Below are 18,502 nucleotides of genomic sequence, written 5' to 3' on the forward strand. Positions count from 1 at the left end.
TTATTTTCCAGTAATTCCTCAATATGGTTATTTCAAATGGCCTACAGAAAAATCTATTTTTCAGACCTAAAATGCTTTATTTGATCCCAATTCTGCATTCTACGAAAAAAATTAATTGTTAAGTTTTAAACTTGCGTAAATAATGGAATTGAACTTTCGGGTGAATTAGAATGGCTTATAATTCCAAAACTAATTAAGAAGTAAGAGCCAAGATCTTTTTTAAATTCTTTCTAGACCTTTTTTTTAATGGTAAAACAATCCCTGCTCTAATTTCTGGATGTGTCTTTAAGAATGAAGCTGCAACTTTTAGTTTTACTCTTTTACCGTTAACCGTGGTTCTAACTGTTTGTAGATTTACTTGAAACTTTCTTTTAGCTGTTGGATTAAAGTGAGCACGTAAAAAAGAATATCTCATCCCATTTTGAGCTTTTTTCCCTGATAAATCACACTTTCTCGACATAGTTTTCTAATTCTCAATTCTCCAATCCTTCAACTACCTCCATAACTTATATAAGGTAGCAAGCTCATTTGCCTTGCTCTTTTAATTGCTTTAGTTATTACTTTTTGTTGTTGTGCAGAAAGACCAGTAATTTTTCTTGGCAAAATCCTCCCTCTCTCAGTAATAAACCGTGCCAATGTTCTAACATCCTGAAAGTCTACTTCCTTTACACCACCTTCAAAAATTGATGGGGGTTTTCTTTTATGAAATGTCATTTTACTTTTAACTTTATACCTCTTGTTCAGAAGAAACTTTATTTCTGCTAAGGAATCTAGATTACCAGAAAAACATAAAAATGTACAAGTAAATACGATTCGTAAAGCATGAAAAAAAAAACTAACTCTTATATTATTATTCTTTTAGTTTTTTATTTAGAATCTACAAATTTTGCATTTTCTGCATTAGCTAATGAAAACTTTAAAAACGATCTTGGTCTATGGACAGCAATAAATGTAAACGCACCAATAAAAGGTAAACTTGAAAGCAGATTTCAAATCAGTCCTCGCTGGCTTGATAACACAACTGATTTTAACCAGTTTATACTTCATGCTCTTTTAGGTTACAAATTTAATAACCACCTTTCAATTTTTCAGGGCTATGCCTGGAATACACTACATATCCCAAATTTTAAAAGAGAACAAAGGCCTTATCAAGAGCTAACAATTTCACATGACGCAAATCAAATTTCTTTTGAACACAGGTTTCGTCTTGATGAACGTTTTTTACAAGACATTGAAGGTATTTCACTTCGTGCAAGATACAGACTTAAAGGAAGTTATCCAATTGATAAGGCAAAAAAATGGTTTTTTGTTTTATTTGATGAAATATTTGTTAATTTGAATTCTCATTTTGATGGTCCACAAGCAGGTCTTGATCAAAATCGTATTTATGCAGGAATAAATCATAAATTTAATGAAAACATAAGTGCTGATTTAGGATATCAATTACAACACTTTTATAAAAGATCAGGCACTGATAATTTAAATCATTTTATATTTTTCTATCTTAATTTTTACCTGCCACCATTTGTTAATTGACTAGTGTTCATGCTCCATAAACGGAAAGAATTTTTAAGTTTGTTAATTCTTTTAATTTGTTTTCAATATTAATTGCTTCTTCTTTTGTTAATTGCTTAAGAGGTTTAATTGGATATTTTATCTTCAAAGCATCTTCACCATGAGCTCCTCTTGTAATAATATCCCAACCACTTGGATATGGACGTGTTGGAGTATTTAATGCTACTTCATCTGGCTTGATTTCATTTAACAATTTTGCAAGTCCTTCTAATTGATTTTTGTTCTGCGACACAAACATAGTTTGAATCTGCAATATGGGCACGTCGTGGTTTATATCTTTTTTTAATTTTTTAATACCAGCTAAAATTAAATTTAAATTTATTCCACTTGCAGGACGATTTATTATTTGAAGATTTTTTTCATCTTGCGCATCAAGTTTTACAGATATTACATTTGCTTTTAAGAGGTCTTTGCGTACCTTATCATCATTTAATAAAGTTCCATTTGTAAGAACTATTATTTTTTTATTTGTAATTTTTTTTATTCCACTAATTACTTCACCTAAATTAAAAGCTAAAGTAGGTTCTCCGCTTCCACTAAAAGTAATTACAGAAGCATTTTTCCAGTCACTTGACTTAAAATCTTGCAAAACTTTTTTAGTATCAACAAAAAGCTTTCTTTCTAAAGTAATTTTTTGTATAGATCCAAGCTGACAATAAATACAGTTAAAAGAACATGTGGAAGGATCCATTATTAAATCGATGCCAAGAGATTTTCCTAATCTCCAGGAATTAACAGGGCCATATACTGATGAGATTTCTGTAATATTCATTATATTTCTATTGTAGAGGATGGTTTTAAATCATTCTCTACGTATATACTGTTTACAACCATTTAAAGAATTATACATTTTCTATTTTTTTCGATATCATTAATTTTTATCTATATGAAAGATCCAAAAATTGTTTCATGTTCACCAGCACACAGTGAAATTATATGTCTCTTAGGAAAACAAGATTTAATTGTTGGTAAAACCACATACTGTGATTTTCCAAAAGATTTATTAAAAGAAAAACCTACAATTGGTTCCTGGATGAAGCTTAATTATGATGCTATTGAAAAATTAAAACCTGATTTAATAATAACTAACAATATTGTTCAAGAAAAAATTGCAGTTAAATTAAAAGATGCTGGTTTTAATGTTTATCATACAGATCCACTTACACTTAATCAAATATATTCAGACATCCTCGAGATTGGCAAAATTACTAGTGCTAAAAATGAAGCTGAAAAACTTATAAATAAAATGAAGAGTGAATTAAGCGAAATAGAAAAAGATTCTAAAAAACTTGTCTACAAACAAAGGATTTATGTAGAAGAGTGGCATGATCCACCAACAATTTCAGGAAACTGGTTACCAGAAATAGTTAACATTGCTGGTGGGAATTATGGTCTTCTTGAAGCAGGAAAAAGAAGTATACCAATAAGCATTGATAAGCTCTTTAGTTATAATCCTGAAAAAATAATTATTTCTTGGTGCGGCTTTGGTGAAAAAGTAGACATCATTCAAGTTTTAAACAGATCAGGTTGGGATTTATTAAGTGCAATAAAAAATAAAGAGATATTTGTAATTGATGATAGTCTTTTAAACCGTCCTGGTCCTAGAATTGTAGCTGGCACAAAAAAGATTCAAGAAATTTTATTTAAACAAGCTATAGTTAAGACTTCTAATAAATGACAAATTCCAAAGAAACACTTAAAGCAATTCCACTTGGTGGTCATGGAGAAATCGGGAAAAACTCTTGGGTCTTTGAATACAAGGATGAAATTATTATTGTAAATTTTGGAATGATGTTACCAGGAAACAGCTTAAGTGGCGTAGATTTAATTTTGCCAAGTACTAATTATCTTATTGAAAATCAAAAAAAAATAAAAGGACTAATCATTACTTCAGGACATGATGATTCTTGTGGTGGTGTTTTTTACTTGTTAGAAAAAGTAAAAATCCCCAAAATATGGGGTTCAGAACTTGGGATTGAAGTGATTAAAAATCAATTACTTAAAAATGTAACTTTACCGGAAACTGAAATTATTAAGCCAAGGAAGGAATTGCAAATTGGAGACTCTTTTACCATAAAACCAATTAGAAACACTTTTTGCTTACCTGATACATATGGATTACTTATTCAAACACCACAAGGAAATATTTTATATACTGGTTCATATAAAATAGATCAAACTCCATCCGACAAAGAATTACTTGATTACTTTTCTTATGCTCAAGCTGGCGAAGATGGAGTTGACTTATTAATAAGTGACTCTACAAACATCGAAAGCTCTGGTTACTCTCAGTCAGAAATTAATATCATAAAACGCTTTGATGAAATAATCAAAAACTCAAATTCTAGAATAATAATTGTAGGATATGCAAATAGTTTGTTTAAGTATGAAATAATTTTTAAATTAGCACTAAAACATAATAAAAAAGTATTACTAAGTGGAGAACATTTAATAAACAAAATACAAGCAGCAATTAAAACTAGCTTTATTAAAGTAGATAAAAATTTATTTATTCAATACAAAGACATTGCAAATGTAAAAGACAAAGAATTAATAATTATTATGTCAGGAAAATATGGAGACTTTTTATCTTCATTAATAGAAATTGCAAAAGAAAAACATGAACATATAAAACTTAAACCTAAAGACATTGTAGTAATAAGTGCAACAGCACCTCCTGGAACTGCAAGAATTCTTGCACACACTATTGATCAGCTTTATGTACAAAAGGTCCAAGTAATAAGTAGCAAAGTCCAAGATGTACATGTATCAAGCCATGCAGCTCAAGAAGAAGCTAAGTTTATGCTAACAATAGCTAAACCTAGATCTTTTGTACCATCGCATGGAGAAGAAAGACAATTAGTGACCTATGGCAATATAGCAGAATCAATGGAAGTAAGCCCAAATGATATCCATATTTTAAAAAATGGTGACATATTAGAGCTAAGAGAACAAGTTGCAAGAGCAAGAGGTAAAATCCAAGCACAATCTATTTATTATAATCAAGCAAAAGGATTAGATATCGATGAAAGCACAATGAAAGAAAGACAAACTCTCTCAGAAGAAGGCACAATAACTATTGCTTTAACACTAAATGAAGAAAGAAGTATTATAGCTGGTCCTGAAATTATTGCAAAGGGATGTTCTTTTGCAAAAGGAAAAGATTGGAGAGCTTTTACACTTGGAACAATTGAACTTATAAAAGACACTATAAAACAAGCTTTAGAAAGAAATGAAAAAGAGCTTCCAAATTTAAAATCACAAATAAGAGATGTTATAAATAAAACGGTGTTAGAGCTTATTAATAAAAGACCACTTATAAATGTTTCAATACAAGAAGTCAAAAAAGTTATAAGTCATAAGCTCTAATCATTCATGAAAGATCCATATTTAAAACCAGTAATATTAGGAGCTTTGCTAATAACATTGCTTTCAGTTATTTTTGCATTTGGAATTATTCTTTGGGCTATTGTAGGTGGATATGTAGCAGTAAGACTTGCAAATAAAGCTACCAAAGATATCGTTTCTACATTTGAAGGGTTATTTATTGGCCTGCTTTCTGGAGTATTAGGAGGTGCTTTTATAGACTTACTAACTGTTATCTCATTTAAAGGAGCAGATAACAAACTTTTATTAATAAGAACTCTGGAAAGGAGCTGGCCAAAAGATAGAGCAGTACCTAATTTTACTGAATTATTACCTTCAATCTTTTTAACTACTTCTGTAATAGTTATTATAATTACAATGTTTTTCTCAACTATTGGAGGATATATTGGACTTGTAATTTCTAGAAAGAAAAAGAAAAAATTAGATTTTTAATTTTCCATTCTTTATAACTTTATCTTTTGTTTTTTTATTTTCTAAAAGAACTTCTAATCTTTCTATCTCACCTTTTAATAATCTTTTAATTCTTCCTAATCTAACTTTTAAAGATTGGGTTTCTAATACTGCTTGTTTTTCCTCACTAGTACAAGTTAAATTAGCTGCAATTAAAAATAATAATTCAGTAGGATCTTCAGGTAATTTTATTTTTTTTGAAAGTTCTTGATCATATACAGAGTCATATATTTCAAAAGCTTTTGTAGATAATTTCATAACTTCATTTAATGTCTTTTTTACCTGCTCAGTTATTTGTAATTCAATATCATCATATGGTTCAACAATAGCCTGATAAAATGGCTCTTGCTTAATAAAATTAATTATTTTAAATCTGTTTTTTCCTTCTGTCAAAATAGTCATAGAACCTTCTTCTAGATTTTCCACATCTACTATTTTTGCTACTGTACCAACTTCCTCACAAATATTTCCATCTAAAAGAACTATACCAAGCTGACTAGTGGAGGCTAAACATTTTGAAATCATTTCCTTATAACTATCTTCAAGAATATGCAAAGGTAAATTCATCCCTGGAAATAAAACTACATCAAGAAGTGGAAGCAAAAATAATTCATAACTTGATTCTGGCATAAAATAAACTTAGATCAATTAGTATATTTTACCTCAGGTAAGAAAAAATAAATATTTTGCAAGACTTCATTAATTATTAGATTGCTACTATCAATAACGACTGCATCTTGTGCTTTTAAAAGAGGGGAAATAGACCTGGAACTGTCAAAATTATCTCTAGATTGAATTTCTTTAAGAAGTGTTTTCATATCTTTATACTCTGATAACTCTTGCAGATCTTTTTGTCTTCGTTTAGCTCTAATGTAAGGTGATGCTGTCAGATATATTTTTAAGTTTGCATTCTTAAAGACATTACTACCTATATCTCTTCCATCCATAACAATTGGGTTTTGCTTTGCAAAAGCTCTTTGTCTTTTAACCATCTCAGTCCTAACAACTTTCTTGCTGGATACCTCACTAACATAATTACTAACTTTACTTGTTCTAATCTGTTTTGAAACATCTCTACCATTTAAAAAGATTAATTGTTTCCCGTTTTTATCCACAAAGTTGATTTTAATTTTTTTAATGTGCTTACTAAGTCTATCTTTAGATTCATTCAATAATTTTTTTTCTATCAAGTAAAGAGTTACAGCTCTATACATTGCTCCACTGTCAATATAAAGAAAGCCTAACTTTTCTGCAATTAATTTTGCAACTGTACTTTTACCTGAACCACTAGGACCATCTATTGCAATTCTATACATTCTGGATTTCAATGTTATCAATCAATCTTACATTTCCAACTTTTGCAGCAACAAAAAAATGAAAATCTCTTAACTCATAATTATCTTTAATTTTTACCAAGGTATCTTTTTGTCTTGCCTCAAAATACTCAACTTTTATTTTAAGAAATTGTGAAAGAAAAACTAGACTTTCTAAAACACATTCTTGAACACTAAACATCCCACTTATGAGATTTGCCTTTGCCATTTTAAGTGATTTATATAAATTTGAAGCAATTTCTAATTCATCTTTTTTTAAATATTTATTTCTTGAACTACATGCAAGCCCGCTTTTTTCTCTTATTGTTGGACATGCTTTAATATTTGTCTTATGTTTATAGTTATGTACAAGCCATTTAATAACACAAAGTTGCTGAAAGTCTTTTTTACCAAAATACGCATAATCAGGTTGGATTATATTAAAAAATTTGTTTATAACAGTAGCTACACCATTAAAATGATTTACTCTTGTCTTACCACATAAGATATTTGTTAACTCAACAGGAGGTGAAATAGTTTCTTCATTAAAATCCATCTCAGGATAAATTTCATTTACACTAGGAGCAAAGGCAATATCAACTTTATTTTGTTCACAAATTTTTAAATCACTTTCTAAATCTCTTGGATATTTTTCATAATCTTCATCTGGACCAAACTGAAGAGGATTAACAAAAATATATACAATAACTGTTTTGCATTCAGTTTGTGCAGCTTGTATTAGAGAAATATGTCCAGCATGTAATGCTCCCATTGTAGGCACTAAACCTATTGGCTTCGGCAATTCTAACAATTTATCTTTTATTTCTTTTTTTGTTTTAATTAATATTGTCATATGATATCGTAATTAGAATAACATGCTCAACTTATTAGAAAAACTCTTTGGTGAAAATAATGAAGCTAAGTTAAAAGCTATTCAACCTATTGTTGAAAGAATAAATAGCTTAGAAGAAGAATTTCTTAAGCTTACAGATAATGAGCTAAAAGCAAAAACCTTTTACTTTAAAACCTTAATAGAAAATAAAATCAAAACTATTGAAGATAAGCCTCTACTACCTGAAGATGCTCCCAAAATCCCAGGAATTATAAGAAATACTAAAGATAAAGCTACGTATGAAATTCTAGATCAAATTTTACCTGAAGCATTTGCAACAGTTCGTGAAGTTTCAAAAAGAACTTTAAGTATGAGACATTTTGATGTTCAGTTAATTGGTGGAATAGTTTTACATCAAGGAAAAATTGCAGAGATGAAAACAGGAGAAGGAAAAACACTAGTTGCTACATTACCTGTTTACTTAAATGCTCTAACAGGAAGAGGGGTTCATATTGTAACAGTAAATGATTACCTTGCAAAACGTGATGCTGAGTGGATGGGTAAAATCTATAGATTTCTTGGAATGGATGTAGGCTTAGTAATTCCACATCAAAAAAAAGCAGAAAAATATCATGCTTATAGAGCAGATATTACTTATGGAACAAATAACGAGTATGGTTTTGATTATTTAAGAGATAACATGGAAACAAGCTTAAAAGGTTGTACTCAAAGAGAGTATTTTTATGCCCTTGTTGATGAGGTTGATAGCATTCTTATAGATGAAGCTAGGACACCTTTAATTATTTCAGGTATGCCTGCAGAAGGACAAAGAGAAATTTATATTGTAATGTCTAAGCTCTCTTGTAGATTAAAAAAAGGTAAAGATAAAGACGATCAAAATTGTGATTATTGGGTAGATGAAAAAGCAAGAAATGTTGTTTTGACTGATTGTGGAATTAAAACTGCTGAAGAACTTTTAAACATAGATGATTTATGGGACATAAGAGGAAATCTAGCACATCATTTACTTCAAGCATTAAAAGCAAAAGAGTTATTTAAAAAGGATACAGATTATGTAATCAAACCAAATCCTGAATCAAACAATAAACTTGAGGTAGTTATTGTAGATGAATTTACTGGGAGATTAATGATGGGTAGAAGGTGGAGCGATGGCTTACACCAAGCTATTGAAGCTAAAGAAAATGTACCAATTCAAGAAGAAACTCTTACACTTGCTACTATAACTTTTCAAAATTATTTTAGACTATATCCAAAATTAGCAGGCATGACAGGAACTGCATATACAGAAAAAGATGAGTTTAGAAAAATATATAACCTGGATGTTGTTTGTATACCTACAAACAAAAAAAATATCCGCGAAGATTATGATGATCAGGTTTACAGGACAGAGAAATATAAATTTTACTCGGTTATAGAAGAGATTGTAAAAACTCATTTAACTGGAAGACCAATACTTGTAGGAACTGTAAGTATTGAAAAATCTGAATTGATTTCTGAGCTATTATCAAAGCCACAAATGATGACAAAACTAATGCAAGAAAAAGCTAACCGAGTAATAAAAACATTAAAAGAAAAAAAAATTGAAAATGAAAACACAGGCAAGCTTTTAAAACTTTTAGACAGACCAGGAAATTTAAAATGTAGTGAACTTAGTCCTATATTAAAAGAATTAAAATCTAACTACCAAGATAATGAATTTGAATATCTGTTAGACAAGCTTGAATCACTAGTTGAAGTAGTTGAAGCTATTAGAACTAAGATTCCACACAATATATTAAATGCAAAAAACCATGAAAAGGAAGCGTATATAGTAGCTCAAGCTGGAAGGTTTGGAGCAATTACAATTGCTACAAATATGGCTGGTCGTGGTACAGATATTATTTTAGGCGGTAATCCAGAATACTTAACAAAAGAAGCTATCTCTAAGCTAAAACTATCACAAGAAAGTCAAGAGAAATGGAATGAGTTTTATGAAAAATTTAAACAAGAATGTGATGAAGAACATAAAAAAGTTGTTGAACTTGGAGGATTACATATAGTTGGTACTGAAAGGCATGAATCAAGAAGAATAGATAATCAGCTTAGAGGACGTGCTGCAAGACAAGGAGATCCTGGATCAACAAAATTCTTTTTATCTCTTGAAGATAATTTAATGAGAATTTTTGGTGGGGACAAGATATCAAACATTATGTCATTTTTAAAAGCAGAAGAAGACATGCCAATTGAAGCAAAAATGGTAACAGGTGCAATTGAAAATGCTCAGAAAAGAGTAGAAGCACATAACTTTGACATTAGAAAACATGTTTTACAATACGACGATGTAATGAATATTCAGCGTGAAGTAATTTACAGAGAAAGAAGAAAAATATTAGAAGGAAGTGATATTAGTACATCAATTGTAGAAATTATAAAAAATCATGTGGAGTCAACATTATATACTCACATTAATCCTGAAACGCCACAGGAATCATGGTTAGATGAAGCATTGCCTAATTTACATAAAACGCTTGCTGGAGACATCCCAATATTAACTTCAATTCTAAGACTTGAAGATTTACAAAATAAAGGATTTGAAGAAATAAAAGAAAACTTACTTGAAGCAGCAGAAAATTCATATCTACAAAAGGTTGAACAATTTGGAAAAGAAAACATTAAAGAAATTGAAAGACAAATAATGCTTCATGTAATAGACAACAAATGGGTAGAACACTTACACAATATGGATGCACTTAGAGAAGGAATTCATCTTAGAGGTTATGGGCAAAAAGATCCATTAATGGAATACAAAAGAGAAGCATTTGATATGTTTGAACAACTATTACTTGATATAAAAAGAGAAACTATAATTTTACTTATGCATGCACAAGTAGAATCAGCTGAAAATTTAGAAAAAGCTGAAGAAGAAGTTGAGGTTTGATTAAAATTAAGGTTTCAAGGTTTCGAGGTTTCAAGTTTCAAATTACTCATTGCTTGTTTTATGCTTAAAATAATATTAAAAAGAATGAGATAGTGAGATAGACCCTACTTTGACTAAAGATTACTAGAGTATAATAAAAGTACTATGATGAAATATAAATTTAAAGTTGTTTTAATGCCAATTCAAGAGCCAGGATTTGAAGGACAATACACAGTAACTGTCCCTTCATTGCCAGGAATAGTCACCCAAGGAAAAAATAAACAAGATGCTTTAAAGATGGCAGAAGAAGCAATTGCTTTGCACATTGAAGACATGTTAGAAGAAAATGAAATTATTCCTAATGATTTTGAAGATACCGTTGAATTAGAAATAAAGATTAATAAATGACAAATCTACGCTCCTTAAAGCCGAAAGAACTTTTATCTATATTAGAAAAGGCTGGATGGAAAATCATTAGGCAAAAAGGAAGTCATATTCAATTAAAACATTCTAACAAACCAGGTTTCAGAGTAACAATTCCATATCATAATAAAGATCTTGCACATGGAACAATAAATTCTATAATCAAACAAATAGGATTAACCAGAAAGGAATTTATTGAAATACTTGATTAATTTTAATAACTTGGCAATAAGATTAAATCGCATTCAAGAATATATCTTACATTCCGCAAGTCAATTGAAAATCGAGAATTATTATGCCTTAATCTCTGCCTCTTGTGCTAAAACAAAATCTCCATTATTTAATTTAAAACTTGAATTATCTGACTGAAGATCTTGTAATTCTTTTATAAAATCTTCAACACTTCTAAACTGCCTGTAAACTGATGCAAATCTTACATATGCCACTTGGTCTAAGTCTCTTAATTCATTTAAGACTAGTTTTCCTAAGATAGCACTATTAACTTCTCTTTTCCCTTGTTTGGATAATTCACTTTCTATATTTTCAATTACATTATCAATTTGCTCTGCAGTTATAAGTGTTTTTTCACAAGCACGTACAATTCCTGATCTAAGTTTCTCTCTTGAATAAGGTTCTCTTTCACCAGATCTTTTAACTACTAATACTGGCATGACTTCAATACGTTCATAGGTAGTAAAACGTTTTGCACAGTTTTGATTTTCACATTCTCTTCGCCTTCTAATACTAGTACTTTCTTCTGTTGTTCTTGATTCAAGAACACGACTGTTTTCTGAATTACAAAATGGACATAACATTATACATTACCTATAAGTAAGATATTATACACTATTCGTATGGTTCAAAAGTATGATATAGCAATAATTGGTGGTGGAATAATTGGTGCTTCAATTGCTGCTTGTTTGGCCATAAATGGAAAGAATTTAAAAATTGCAGTAATTGACTCTAAAGACCTAGGTATGAGTGCATCACAAGCTGCAGCAGGATTGCTTACACCATTTCAGCCACGTGAACTTGAAAATAAAATATTAAAAGATTTTTCTTTTAGTTCATTTGAATACTTTCAGACTTTTTACAAAATTATAAAAGATGATATGCCTAATATAGATTTAGGATTTAAACAATCAGGATCATTTTATGTTGTTTTTTCAAACTTAGAATTTGGAGATATAGAAAGCAAATTAAAAAAAGTAAAAGATATTACAAAAACTATATTTTTAAATAAGCAAGAATTAATAAAACAAGAACCTTTAATTTCAAGAGATGCTATAGGTGCATATTACAATCCTTTTGAAAGTTACTTAAATAACCAAAAGTTTTTAAAAGCAATTAATAGTTTTTGTAAAAGAAGAAGGGTTGATTTTTTAAACAATTTTGTTGAAGATATAGATTTCTCAGAGTCAAGAGTTAATTTTATTACTTTATCTAACAAAGATATTATTTCAGCAGATTCTTATGTAATTTGTAATGGTGCTTGGGCAAATAAGTTTTTAAAAAAGATTTTTAACATAGATAAAATAAATGAAAATATTATTAAAGCAATTAAAGGAGAAATATTACAAATTGAAACAAACCAAAAATTACCATTTGAAAAAATTATATTTTCAGAAAAAGGTTATATGTTGCCAAGACCAGCTACAAATAAATTTGAAAAAGATACTATTCTTATTGGTAGTACTAGTGATGAAGTTAACTTAGAGAAAGATTGCCATATATTTAAAAATACACCTTTAGGAATTAATTCATTAACAAGCTTATTTAAAAACATGTTTCCTTCTTGCAAGGATTATTTTATTACTAATATGTGGGCAGGGCTTAGGCCAAAAACAATTGATGAATTACCAATTTTAGGGAGTTGTTTTAACTTAAAAAACTTGTATTTATCTCTAGGACATTATAGACATGGAATACTTATGGGCCCTTATTGTGGAAAGATTTTAAGTGATTTAATTTTAAGCAACAATTCTGAATGTAATATAGAAGCATTTAAGATTGATAGACTTTATAATAACTGTCTTGTTTAATAAGTTTTTTTGCAAGCATTATAAGTAAGTTATAGTTATAACAACTTGGATAATTTTTCTTTTTTATTGGAATATCAAAATATTTTTCATCGTAATGTGTACAATCTTTACGTTCTTCTAAGAGCTTTTTAGTGATTTCATATTTTACAATTGTCATATACGTTATAATTTTCGGAGAGTATTAATTAGATTTTATAAATTAAATAATGTATTTAGTCTTCAACAAAGGAATAGCCCCTAAGTGCTAACCCTAAGAAAAACTCAATTAATTGAAGAGCATAAGAAAGCAAGGGCAAAACTTGTGGATTTTGCAGGTTTTGAAATGCCTCTCCAATATCAAGGAATAATTGCTGAACATAATGCAGTAAGAAAAAATGTTGGTGTTTTTGATGTTTCTCATATGGGTGAGTTTTTAGTTTCAGGAAAAGATGCAAGTGAATATTTAAATTATTTAGTTCCAAATGATTTAAAAAAGATAGAAGAACCTGGCAGAGGGATTTATACTCAAATTTGTAATCAAAGCGGTGGAACAATTGATGACTTAATTATTTATCATATTGATGCAGATTATTTAGTAGTTGTTAATGCTTCAAATATAGATAAAGACTGGAATTGGTTTAATAAAAATAAAGCTAACTTTAATGTAGAGTTAAAAAATATCTCTAATAATATTTCCCTTCTTGCAGTTCAAGGACCTAAATCACAAAGTATATTAACTAATATCTTAAAAATAGATTTAGAGACACAAAAATATTTCCATATTCAAAAATACCAATCTAACTGGATTAGTAGAACTGGTTATACTGGTGAAGATGGATTTGAAATATTTCTTGATAGTCAAAATCAAGCAGTTTTAATTTGGCAAGAATTAATTAAAGCTGGAGTAGTACCATGTGGTTTAGGTGCAAGAGATACTTTACGTTTAGAAGCTGCTTATCCTCTTTATGGTCATGAGTTAGATGAAGAAACATCTCCATTAGAAGCTGGTTTAGGCTGGAGTATAAAACTAGAGAAAGAAAACGATTTTATTGGTAAGGAAACATTATTAAAACAAAAAAAAGAAGGGCTTAAAAAAAAATTGGTCTGCTTAAAAATTAATGACAGACTAATAGCTAGACAAGAACATAAAGTTTTTACAAAAAATGATGAAGAGATTGGAATTGTTTGTAGCGGCTCACAAGGCATTACAGTTGGTTACCCAATTGCAACTGCATATGTATCACCAAAGTTTAGTGAAATTGGCAATGAACTTTTTGTAAGTATTAGAGAAAAACTTGTTTCTGCAACTATTGTTAAAAGACCTTTTTATTCTAGACAGTCATAACTTCTTTTTCTTTATTTATGCTTAATTCATCAATTTCTTTTGAATGTTTATCAGTTAGTTTTTGAATTTGTTCTTGTTGTTTTTTTGATTCATCTTCTGAAACTTGTTTTTCTTTTTCTAATTTTTTAATTAATTCTAGCGCGTCTCTCCTTAAATTTCTTATTCCAATTTTTCCATCTTCTGCAAGTTTCTTTATTAGTTTAACTAATTCTTTTCTTCTTTCTTCTGTTAAAGCTGGAACTACAATTCTTATTACGTTTCCATCATTGTTTGGAGTCATTCCAAGATCAGATTTATTAATTGCAACTTCAATATCTTTTAATGAGTTTTTATCATAAGGATGAATAACTAAACACTTTCCATCTGGGGTAGAAATATTTGCTAATTGTTTTAAGGAAGTAGGAGCTCCATAATAATCAACAATTACTTTATCCAAAAGAGCTGGATTAGCTCTTCCTGTACGGATGCCTTGTAATTCTTTTTGGGTACTGTTAACTGTTTTTTTCATTTGTTCTTCAGTATTTTTTAAAACATCTGTTGCTTGCATTTTTTTGCCTCTCCTTCAATGAATATAATACAACATGTAAGAGCAAGGTTACCTCGCCCCTCCGTTTAATGAATGAACCTTCTGTAATTAAGATACATAATAATTATTCCTAACAATACTCTGTAAATTACAAAAATATATGTCTTATGTCTTTGTAAATATTTTAATAAAAAATCAATTGCAATATAACCTGCTATAAATGCACTAACTGCTCCAATAATTACATTTACATAGCTACAATTATAAGAATTATCTCTTATGCTAGAAATAAAAGTATTCATTTCAAAAACACCACTTAAAAGAATTGAAGGGATGCTTAACAAGAAAGAAAATCTTGCAGCATCGTATCTTTTAAGTCCTAAAAATAAACCTGAGCTAATTGTAATTGCTGATCTAGATACTCCTGGGATTAATGCTAAAGATTGAGCTAAACCAATAATAAAAACATCAAGGAAATTTAATTTTTCAATTTTTTTTTCTTGTTTTGCTAAAAAGTCACTTAAAAATAAAACAACTCCAAAAAAAATCAATGAAAAAGATACTATTTTGAAGTCTCTAACATAACCTAATTCAATTTGTTCTTTAAACAAGATTCCAAAAAAACAAATTGGTAGTGTGGCAATAATAATCCAGAATGCTAATTTGGAAGTAAAAACATTTTTTAAGTCTTTCCAAAAATAAATTAAAATACTAAACATAGATCCTAACTGAATTACAGCAGAAAACGCAGTGCCTGGATCTTTCCAATGGAAAAGTGCTGGTATAATTCGCAAATGAGCTGTACTGCTTATTGGAAGGAATTCAGTTAGTCCTTGTATAATTCCTAAAGTTATTGATTGGAAAAATGTTTGCATAGTAAGTCTGGTCTATTTTTTTTTGTTTTTAGTTTGCTTTGTTCCTCTCTCCACTTTTTTATTTTGGCATGATGACCACTTAATAAAATATCTGGCACTTTATAATCTTTAAACTCTTGAGGCCTTGTATATTGTGGATATTCAAGAAGTTTATTTTTAAAAGATTCTTCTTCAAATGTTTCTTCTTTTTTTAATACTCCTGGAAGAAGCCTTGAGACTGAATCAATTATTGCTAGTGATGGAAGTTCTCCTCCAGTTAAAATATAATCTCCCATTGAAATCTCATAATCAACAAAGTTTAATATTCTTTCATCATATCCTTCATAACGACCACATATTATAATTATTTGTTCTTCATTTTTTAGTTTGCCTGCAAAATCTTGATCCCATTTTTTACCACTTGCAGATGTAATTAAAACTTTTGATTTCTTTTTTCTTGAAATACTTTCTAGTGCTTTAAAAACGGGCTCTACCATAAAAATTAAGCCAACCCCACCACCATAAGGTAAATCATCTGTTTTCTTGTGTCTGCCAATACCAAATTTTCTTAAGTCAACAGTGTTTACCCTTATTTTTCTTTCTTTACAAGCACGTCCAACAATACCTAATCCACAATAAGTTTTTATAATGTCTGGGAATAAGGTTATAATCTCAAATTGCATAAAAAAATTATACAATGTTATTTCTATGTACATTTTAGGGATTGAGACAAGTTGTGATGAAACTGCAGTAGCTATTGTTCAAGATGGCAAGAGAGTTATTGTAAACAATGTTATTTCTCAAATAGAACTTCATAAAGAATTTGGTGGCGTAAAACCAAGTGTAGCAAAGTTTGCTCACCAAGAAGTTATTGATGGGTTGATTGATAAAACCTTATCAGATGCAAGATTTCAAATGAGTAACATTAATGCAATTGCAGTAACACTTGGACCAGGTTTAATAATTTCACTTTTAGTTGGATTTAAAAAAGCAAAAGAACTTGCTCTAAAATATAATAAAAAATTAATTGGAGTAAATCATTTATTTGGACATATTTGTTCAAACTATTTAGAATCAGATCTTGAGCCACCATTTGTGTGCTTACTGGCTAGTGGTGGTCACACACAAATAATTAATGTAAAAACTTATACTGATTACGAAATTCTTGGTACAACATTAGATGATGCTTGTGGAGAGGCTTTTGACAAGGTTGGAAGACTACTTGGATTACCATATCCAGGAGGACCACATTTAGAAAAATTAGCTAAAGATGGTAATCCAAATACTTATTTACTTCCTGAAGCAAAAGTCAATCCTTATGATTTTAGTTTTAGCGGACTAAAGACAGCTGTTTTAAGATTAGTACAAAAACTTCCTTCTGATTTTAACAAAGCAGATCTTGCAGCAAGCTTTCAAGAAAATGTAACTAATACACTTGTAAAAAAGATAGTACTTTGTGCAAATAATCTTGGTATAAATAAAATTGTAATTGCAGGTGGAGTTTCAGCAAATAAAACTCTAAGAAAAAAGCTCTCAGCTCTTAGCTCTCAGCTCTCATTCTCCCTCTATATGCCAGATTTAAGATATTGTACTGACAATGCTGCAATGATTGCTAGTGCGGGATATTTCTTAAGAAATGTTCAACAAGACATAGAAATGCTGGATGTTTTTGCAAGGTCACCCAATTAATTTTTTTATTTGCTTTAAACCAAGTCATTTGTCTTTTTGCAAACTGTCTTGTATGGAGAATAATTTTTTCAATCATTGTTTCTTTGTTTATTCTGTTTTTTAAAAAATCAATTGCTTCAGAGTAACCTATAGTTCTTTTAAAAAGATTTAGCTCTCCATACTTATCTAAGAGACTTTTTACTTCATCTATAAAACCATTATTGCAAAATAATTCAGTACGATCTTTAATTTTTTCAATATGGTCTTCTTTGCTTTCATATCTTAAACCAATCCAAATTACATTAAAGGGTATTTCTCTGACTGACTTTAATTTTGAGAAAAGTTTGTTGGTTTTATATATAACTTCAAGTGCTCTTATTGTTCTAAAGTTATCATTTTTGTGAATTATTTCAGTAGCCTTTGGATCGAGTTCTGTAAGCCTCTTGTAAAGCTCTTCTTGTGTATATTCTTTTAACTGTCTTCTAAAATTTAAATCTGGCTTTACTTCTGGAATTGAAAGACCTAAGAGCACAGAATTTAAATAAAGTCCTGTCCCACCAACAAAAAGAGGGATTTTTCCACATGAAAAAATATCCTGAATTAATTTTTCTGTTTCTTTTTTATATAGTCCTACTGAATAATCAAAATCTGGCTCAGTAATATCTATCATGTGATGAGGAATTTCTTTTCTTTCTTCAAGTGTTGGTTTTGAGGTCCCAATATCCATACCTTTGTATATAAGTCTGGAATCAGCAGAAATAATTTCAAACGGATATTTTTTTGTAAGCTCAATTGCAATTTTTGATTTATAAGTACAGGTAGGTCCTACTAATGTACATATTGTCTCTTTCATTCATACCTTTCTTGTAACTACTCAGGTGGCTCTGCGGTGACATAGCTCCTCGAGCCACCCTTCCATAGACCGCTCAGCTTGCCCAAATGAATTGGATCAAGCCTTGCTTTATTAGATAGCATAATTCCGTGAAGGATAACCTAGGATAAATTAACATGCTGAGTAGTTACCCTTTCTTAAACCTAGCGGAAGACGGGGCTCGAACCCGCGACATTCTCCTTGGCAAGGAGACATTCTACCACTGAATTACTTCCGCAAAATAGGATTGAACTTTTGTAATTACTAATCACTATTTTCTTCGTTTTCTTCGTAAGCCTTTCAACCTTTAATCATAACTA

22 protein-coding genes and 1 tRNA gene are annotated in these 18,502 nt (G+C 29.6%); 10 read left to right on the plus strand and 13 right to left on the minus strand.

Going from position 1 to position 18,502, the window contains the following annotated elements; genetic code table 11:
• Positions 1–193: 193 nt before the first annotated feature.
• Positions 194–460, minus strand: a complete 267-nt coding sequence (rpmB, locus tag HYY52_00890; protein MBI2995254.1) for a 50S ribosomal protein L28 — start codon at positions 458–460, stop codon at positions 194–196.
• A gap of 29 nt (positions 461–489) precedes the next feature.
• Positions 490–714: a 30S ribosomal protein S18 gene (locus HYY52_00895; protein MBI2995255.1), complete on the minus strand. Its 225-nt coding sequence runs from the start codon at positions 712–714 to the stop codon at positions 490–492.
• Positions 715–822: 108 nt separating this feature from the next.
• On the opposite strand from HYY52_00895, the gene HYY52_00900 reads away from it, so the two are divergent.
• Positions 823–1,536 (plus strand): DUF2490 domain-containing protein, encoded by a 714-nt coding sequence (locus tag HYY52_00900; protein ID MBI2995256.1) that lies wholly within the window; start codon positions 823–825, stop codon positions 1,534–1,536.
• A 7-nt stretch (positions 1,537–1,543) separates the two neighbouring features.
• On the opposite strand, the gene HYY52_00905 is transcribed toward HYY52_00900, so the two are convergent.
• Complete coding sequence (locus tag HYY52_00905) at positions 1,544–2,347, minus strand: radical SAM protein (GenBank protein ID MBI2995257.1); 804 nt, start codon at positions 2,345–2,347, stop codon at positions 1,544–1,546.
• Between the two features lie 114 nt (positions 2,348–2,461).
• Between HYY52_00905 and HYY52_00910 the strand changes: the two genes are divergently transcribed.
• From HYY52_00910 to HYY52_00920, 3 genes are read left to right on the plus strand one after another with little or no spacing between them, the layout of a single operon-like run.
• The gene (locus tag HYY52_00910) at positions 2,462–3,253 is read left to right on the plus strand and encodes a cobalamin-binding protein (protein ID MBI2995258.1); all 792 of its coding nucleotides are present in this window, start codon (positions 2,462–2,464) and stop codon (positions 3,251–3,253) included.
• Positions 3,250–4,944, plus strand: coding sequence for a ribonuclease J (locus HYY52_00915; GenBank protein ID MBI2995259.1), 1,695 nt, complete (start codon positions 3,250–3,252; stop codon positions 4,942–4,944). Before HYY52_00910 ends, HYY52_00915 begins: the two co-directional genes overlap by 4 nt.
• Before the next feature lie 6 nt (positions 4,945–4,950).
• Positions 4,951–5,394 carry a hypothetical protein gene (locus tag HYY52_00920; protein MBI2995260.1) on the plus strand — a complete coding sequence of 148 codons (444 nt, stop codon included), beginning with the start codon at positions 4,951–4,953 and terminating at the stop codon, positions 5,392–5,394.
• Here the strand turns inward: HYY52_00920 and HYY52_00925 are convergent.
• Genes HYY52_00925 through panC form a run of 3 tightly spaced genes read right to left on the minus strand, consistent with a single transcriptional unit; the run spans position 5,383 to position 7,578 of the window.
• Positions 5,383–6,042, minus strand: coding sequence for an LON peptidase substrate-binding domain-containing protein (locus tag HYY52_00925; GenBank protein MBI2995261.1), 660 nt, complete (start codon positions 6,040–6,042; stop codon positions 5,383–5,385). The two genes, HYY52_00920 and HYY52_00925, sit on opposite strands and share 12 nt — an antisense overlap.
• Before the next feature lie 14 nt (positions 6,043–6,056).
• Positions 6,057–6,740: a (d)CMP kinase gene (locus HYY52_00930; GenBank protein MBI2995262.1), complete on the minus strand. Its 684-nt coding sequence runs from the start codon at positions 6,738–6,740 to the stop codon at positions 6,057–6,059.
• Positions 6,721–7,578 carry a pantoate--beta-alanine ligase gene (panC, locus tag HYY52_00935; GenBank protein ID MBI2995263.1) on the minus strand — a complete coding sequence of 286 codons (858 nt, stop codon included), beginning with the start codon at positions 7,576–7,578 and terminating at the stop codon, positions 6,721–6,723. Before panC ends, HYY52_00930 begins: the two co-directional genes overlap by 20 nt.
• A 22-nt stretch (positions 7,579–7,600) precedes the next feature.
• Between panC and secA the strand changes: the two genes are divergently transcribed.
• The 3 genes from secA (at position 7,601) to HYY52_00950 (ending at position 11,109) form a co-directional block, all read left to right on the plus strand.
• The gene (secA, locus tag HYY52_00940) at positions 7,601–10,495 is read left to right on the plus strand and encodes a preprotein translocase subunit SecA (protein MBI2995264.1); all 2,895 of its coding nucleotides are present in this window, start codon (positions 7,601–7,603) and stop codon (positions 10,493–10,495) included.
• A 147-nt stretch (positions 10,496–10,642) separates the two neighbouring features.
• Entirely contained in the window at positions 10,643–10,882 is a 240-nt protein-coding gene (locus tag HYY52_00945) for a type II toxin-antitoxin system HicB family antitoxin (GenBank protein ID MBI2995265.1), read from the plus strand.
• Positions 10,879–11,109 (plus strand): type II toxin-antitoxin system HicA family toxin, encoded by a 231-nt coding sequence (locus tag HYY52_00950; protein ID MBI2995266.1) that lies wholly within the window; start codon positions 10,879–10,881, stop codon positions 11,107–11,109. Before HYY52_00945 ends, HYY52_00950 begins: the two co-directional genes overlap by 4 nt.
• Positions 11,110–11,190: 81 nt before the next feature.
• On the opposite strand, the gene nrdR is transcribed toward HYY52_00950, so the two are convergent.
• A complete protein-coding gene (nrdR, locus tag HYY52_00955) occupies positions 11,191–11,712 on the minus strand; it encodes a transcriptional repressor NrdR (GenBank protein ID MBI2995267.1) in 522 nt (173 codons plus the stop codon).
• A 39-nt stretch (positions 11,713–11,751) separates the two neighbouring features.
• Here nrdR and HYY52_00960 point away from each other — a divergent pair, with 39 nt between their 5' ends.
• Positions 11,752–12,939, plus strand: a complete 1,188-nt coding sequence (locus HYY52_00960; GenBank protein MBI2995268.1) for an FAD-dependent oxidoreductase — start codon at positions 11,752–11,754, stop codon at positions 12,937–12,939.
• Here the strand turns inward: HYY52_00960 and HYY52_00965 are convergent.
• Positions 12,902–13,096, minus strand: coding sequence for a hypothetical protein (locus tag HYY52_00965; GenBank protein ID MBI2995269.1), 195 nt, complete (start codon positions 13,094–13,096; stop codon positions 12,902–12,904). The genes HYY52_00960 and HYY52_00965 overlap by 38 nt on opposite strands.
• An 84-nt stretch (positions 13,097–13,180) precedes the next feature.
• Here HYY52_00965 and gcvT point away from each other — a divergent pair, with 84 nt between their 5' ends.
• Complete coding sequence (gene gcvT / locus HYY52_00970) at positions 13,181–14,263, plus strand: glycine cleavage system aminomethyltransferase GcvT (GenBank protein MBI2995270.1); 1,083 nt, start codon at positions 13,181–13,183, stop codon at positions 14,261–14,263.
• On the opposite strand, the gene frr is transcribed toward gcvT, so the two are convergent.
• From frr to trmD, 3 genes are all read right to left on the minus strand, one after another.
• Entirely contained in the window at positions 14,250–14,810 is a 561-nt protein-coding gene (gene frr, locus HYY52_00975) for a ribosome recycling factor (GenBank protein MBI2995271.1), read from the minus strand. The two genes, gcvT and frr, sit on opposite strands and share 14 nt — an antisense overlap.
• A gap of 65 nt (positions 14,811–14,875) precedes the next feature.
• Positions 14,876–15,664: an undecaprenyl-diphosphatase UppP gene (gene uppP / locus HYY52_00980; protein ID MBI2995272.1), complete on the minus strand. Its 789-nt coding sequence runs from the start codon at positions 15,662–15,664 to the stop codon at positions 14,876–14,878.
• Positions 15,640–16,326 carry a tRNA (guanosine(37)-N1)-methyltransferase TrmD gene (gene trmD, locus HYY52_00985; protein ID MBI2995273.1) on the minus strand — a complete coding sequence of 229 codons (687 nt, stop codon included), beginning with the start codon at positions 16,324–16,326 and terminating at the stop codon, positions 15,640–15,642. Before trmD ends, uppP begins: the two co-directional genes overlap by 25 nt.
• Here trmD and tsaD point away from each other — a divergent pair.
• Positions 16,292–17,332, plus strand: coding sequence for a tRNA (adenosine(37)-N6)-threonylcarbamoyltransferase complex transferase subunit TsaD (gene tsaD / locus HYY52_00990; GenBank protein ID MBI2995274.1), 1,041 nt, complete (start codon positions 16,292–16,294; stop codon positions 17,330–17,332). The genes trmD and tsaD overlap by 35 nt on opposite strands.
• Here the strand turns inward: tsaD and miaA are convergent.
• Together miaA and HYY52_01000 are read right to left on the minus strand one after the other, a co-directional pair.
• Positions 17,256–18,164, minus strand: coding sequence for a tRNA (adenosine(37)-N6)-dimethylallyltransferase MiaA (gene miaA, locus HYY52_00995; GenBank protein ID MBI2995275.1), 909 nt, complete (start codon positions 18,162–18,164; stop codon positions 17,256–17,258). The genes tsaD and miaA overlap by 77 nt on opposite strands.
• 184 nt (positions 18,165–18,348) lie before the next feature.
• A tRNA-Gly gene (locus HYY52_01000) sits at positions 18,349–18,420 on the minus strand.
• Positions 18,421–18,502 lie beyond the last annotated feature (82 nt).

The organism is Candidatus Melainabacteria bacterium, from assembly GCA_016193285.1.
Lineage (GTDB): Bacteria > Cyanobacteriota > Vampirovibrionia > 2-02-FULL-35-15 > 2-02-FULL-35-15 > JACPSL01.

Bases quoted from the DNA above. Each gene is read 5' to 3' on its own strand.
- rpmB (MBI2995254.1), bottom strand. From the start codon at position 460: ATGTCGAGAAAGTGTGATTTATCAGGGAAAAAAGCTCAAAATGGGATG.
- HYY52_00895 (MBI2995255.1), bottom strand. From the start codon at position 714: ATGACATTTCATAAAAGAAAACCCCCATCAATTTTTGAAGGTGGTGTA.
- HYY52_00900 (MBI2995256.1), top strand. From the start codon at position 823: ATGAAAAAAAAAACTAACTCTTATATTATTATTCTTTTAGTTTTTTAT.
- HYY52_00905 (MBI2995257.1), bottom strand. From the start codon at position 2,347: ATGAATATTACAGAAATCTCATCAGTATATGGCCCTGTTAATTCCTGG.
- HYY52_00910 (MBI2995258.1), top strand. From the start codon at position 2,462: ATGAAAGATCCAAAAATTGTTTCATGTTCACCAGCACACAGTGAAATT.
- HYY52_00915 (MBI2995259.1), top strand. From the start codon at position 3,250: ATGACAAATTCCAAAGAAACACTTAAAGCAATTCCACTTGGTGGTCAT.
- HYY52_00920 (MBI2995260.1), top strand. From the start codon at position 4,951: ATGAAAGATCCATATTTAAAACCAGTAATATTAGGAGCTTTGCTAATA.
- HYY52_00925 (MBI2995261.1), bottom strand. From the start codon at position 6,042: ATGCCAGAATCAAGTTATGAATTATTTTTGCTTCCACTTCTTGATGTA.
- panC (MBI2995263.1), bottom strand. From the start codon at position 7,578: ATGACAATATTAATTAAAACAAAAAAAGAAATAAAAGATAAATTGTTA.
- secA (MBI2995264.1), top strand. From the start codon at position 7,601: ATGCTCAACTTATTAGAAAAACTCTTTGGTGAAAATAATGAAGCTAAG.
- HYY52_00945 (MBI2995265.1), top strand. From the start codon at position 10,643: ATGAAATATAAATTTAAAGTTGTTTTAATGCCAATTCAAGAGCCAGGA.
- HYY52_00950 (MBI2995266.1), top strand. From the start codon at position 10,879: ATGACAAATCTACGCTCCTTAAAGCCGAAAGAACTTTTATCTATATTA.
- nrdR (MBI2995267.1), bottom strand. From the start codon at position 11,712: ATGTTATGTCCATTTTGTAATTCAGAAAACAGTCGTGTTCTTGAATCA.
- HYY52_00960 (MBI2995268.1), top strand. From the start codon at position 11,752: ATGGTTCAAAAGTATGATATAGCAATAATTGGTGGTGGAATAATTGGT.
- HYY52_00965 (MBI2995269.1), bottom strand. From the start codon at position 13,096: ATGACAATTGTAAAATATGAAATCACTAAAAAGCTCTTAGAAGAACGT.
- frr (MBI2995271.1), bottom strand. From the start codon at position 14,810: ATGCAAGCAACAGATGTTTTAAAAAATACTGAAGAACAAATGAAAAAA.
- uppP (MBI2995272.1), bottom strand. From the start codon at position 15,664: ATGCAAACATTTTTCCAATCAATAACTTTAGGAATTATACAAGGACTA.
- tsaD (MBI2995274.1), top strand. From the start codon at position 16,292: ATGTCTGGGAATAAGGTTATAATCTCAAATTGCATAAAAAAATTATAC.
- trmD (MBI2995273.1), bottom strand. From the start codon at position 16,326: ATGCAATTTGAGATTATAACCTTATTCCCAGACATTATAAAAACTTAT.
- miaA (MBI2995275.1), bottom strand. From the start codon at position 18,164: ATGAAAGAGACAATATGTACATTAGTAGGACCTACCTGTACTTATAAA.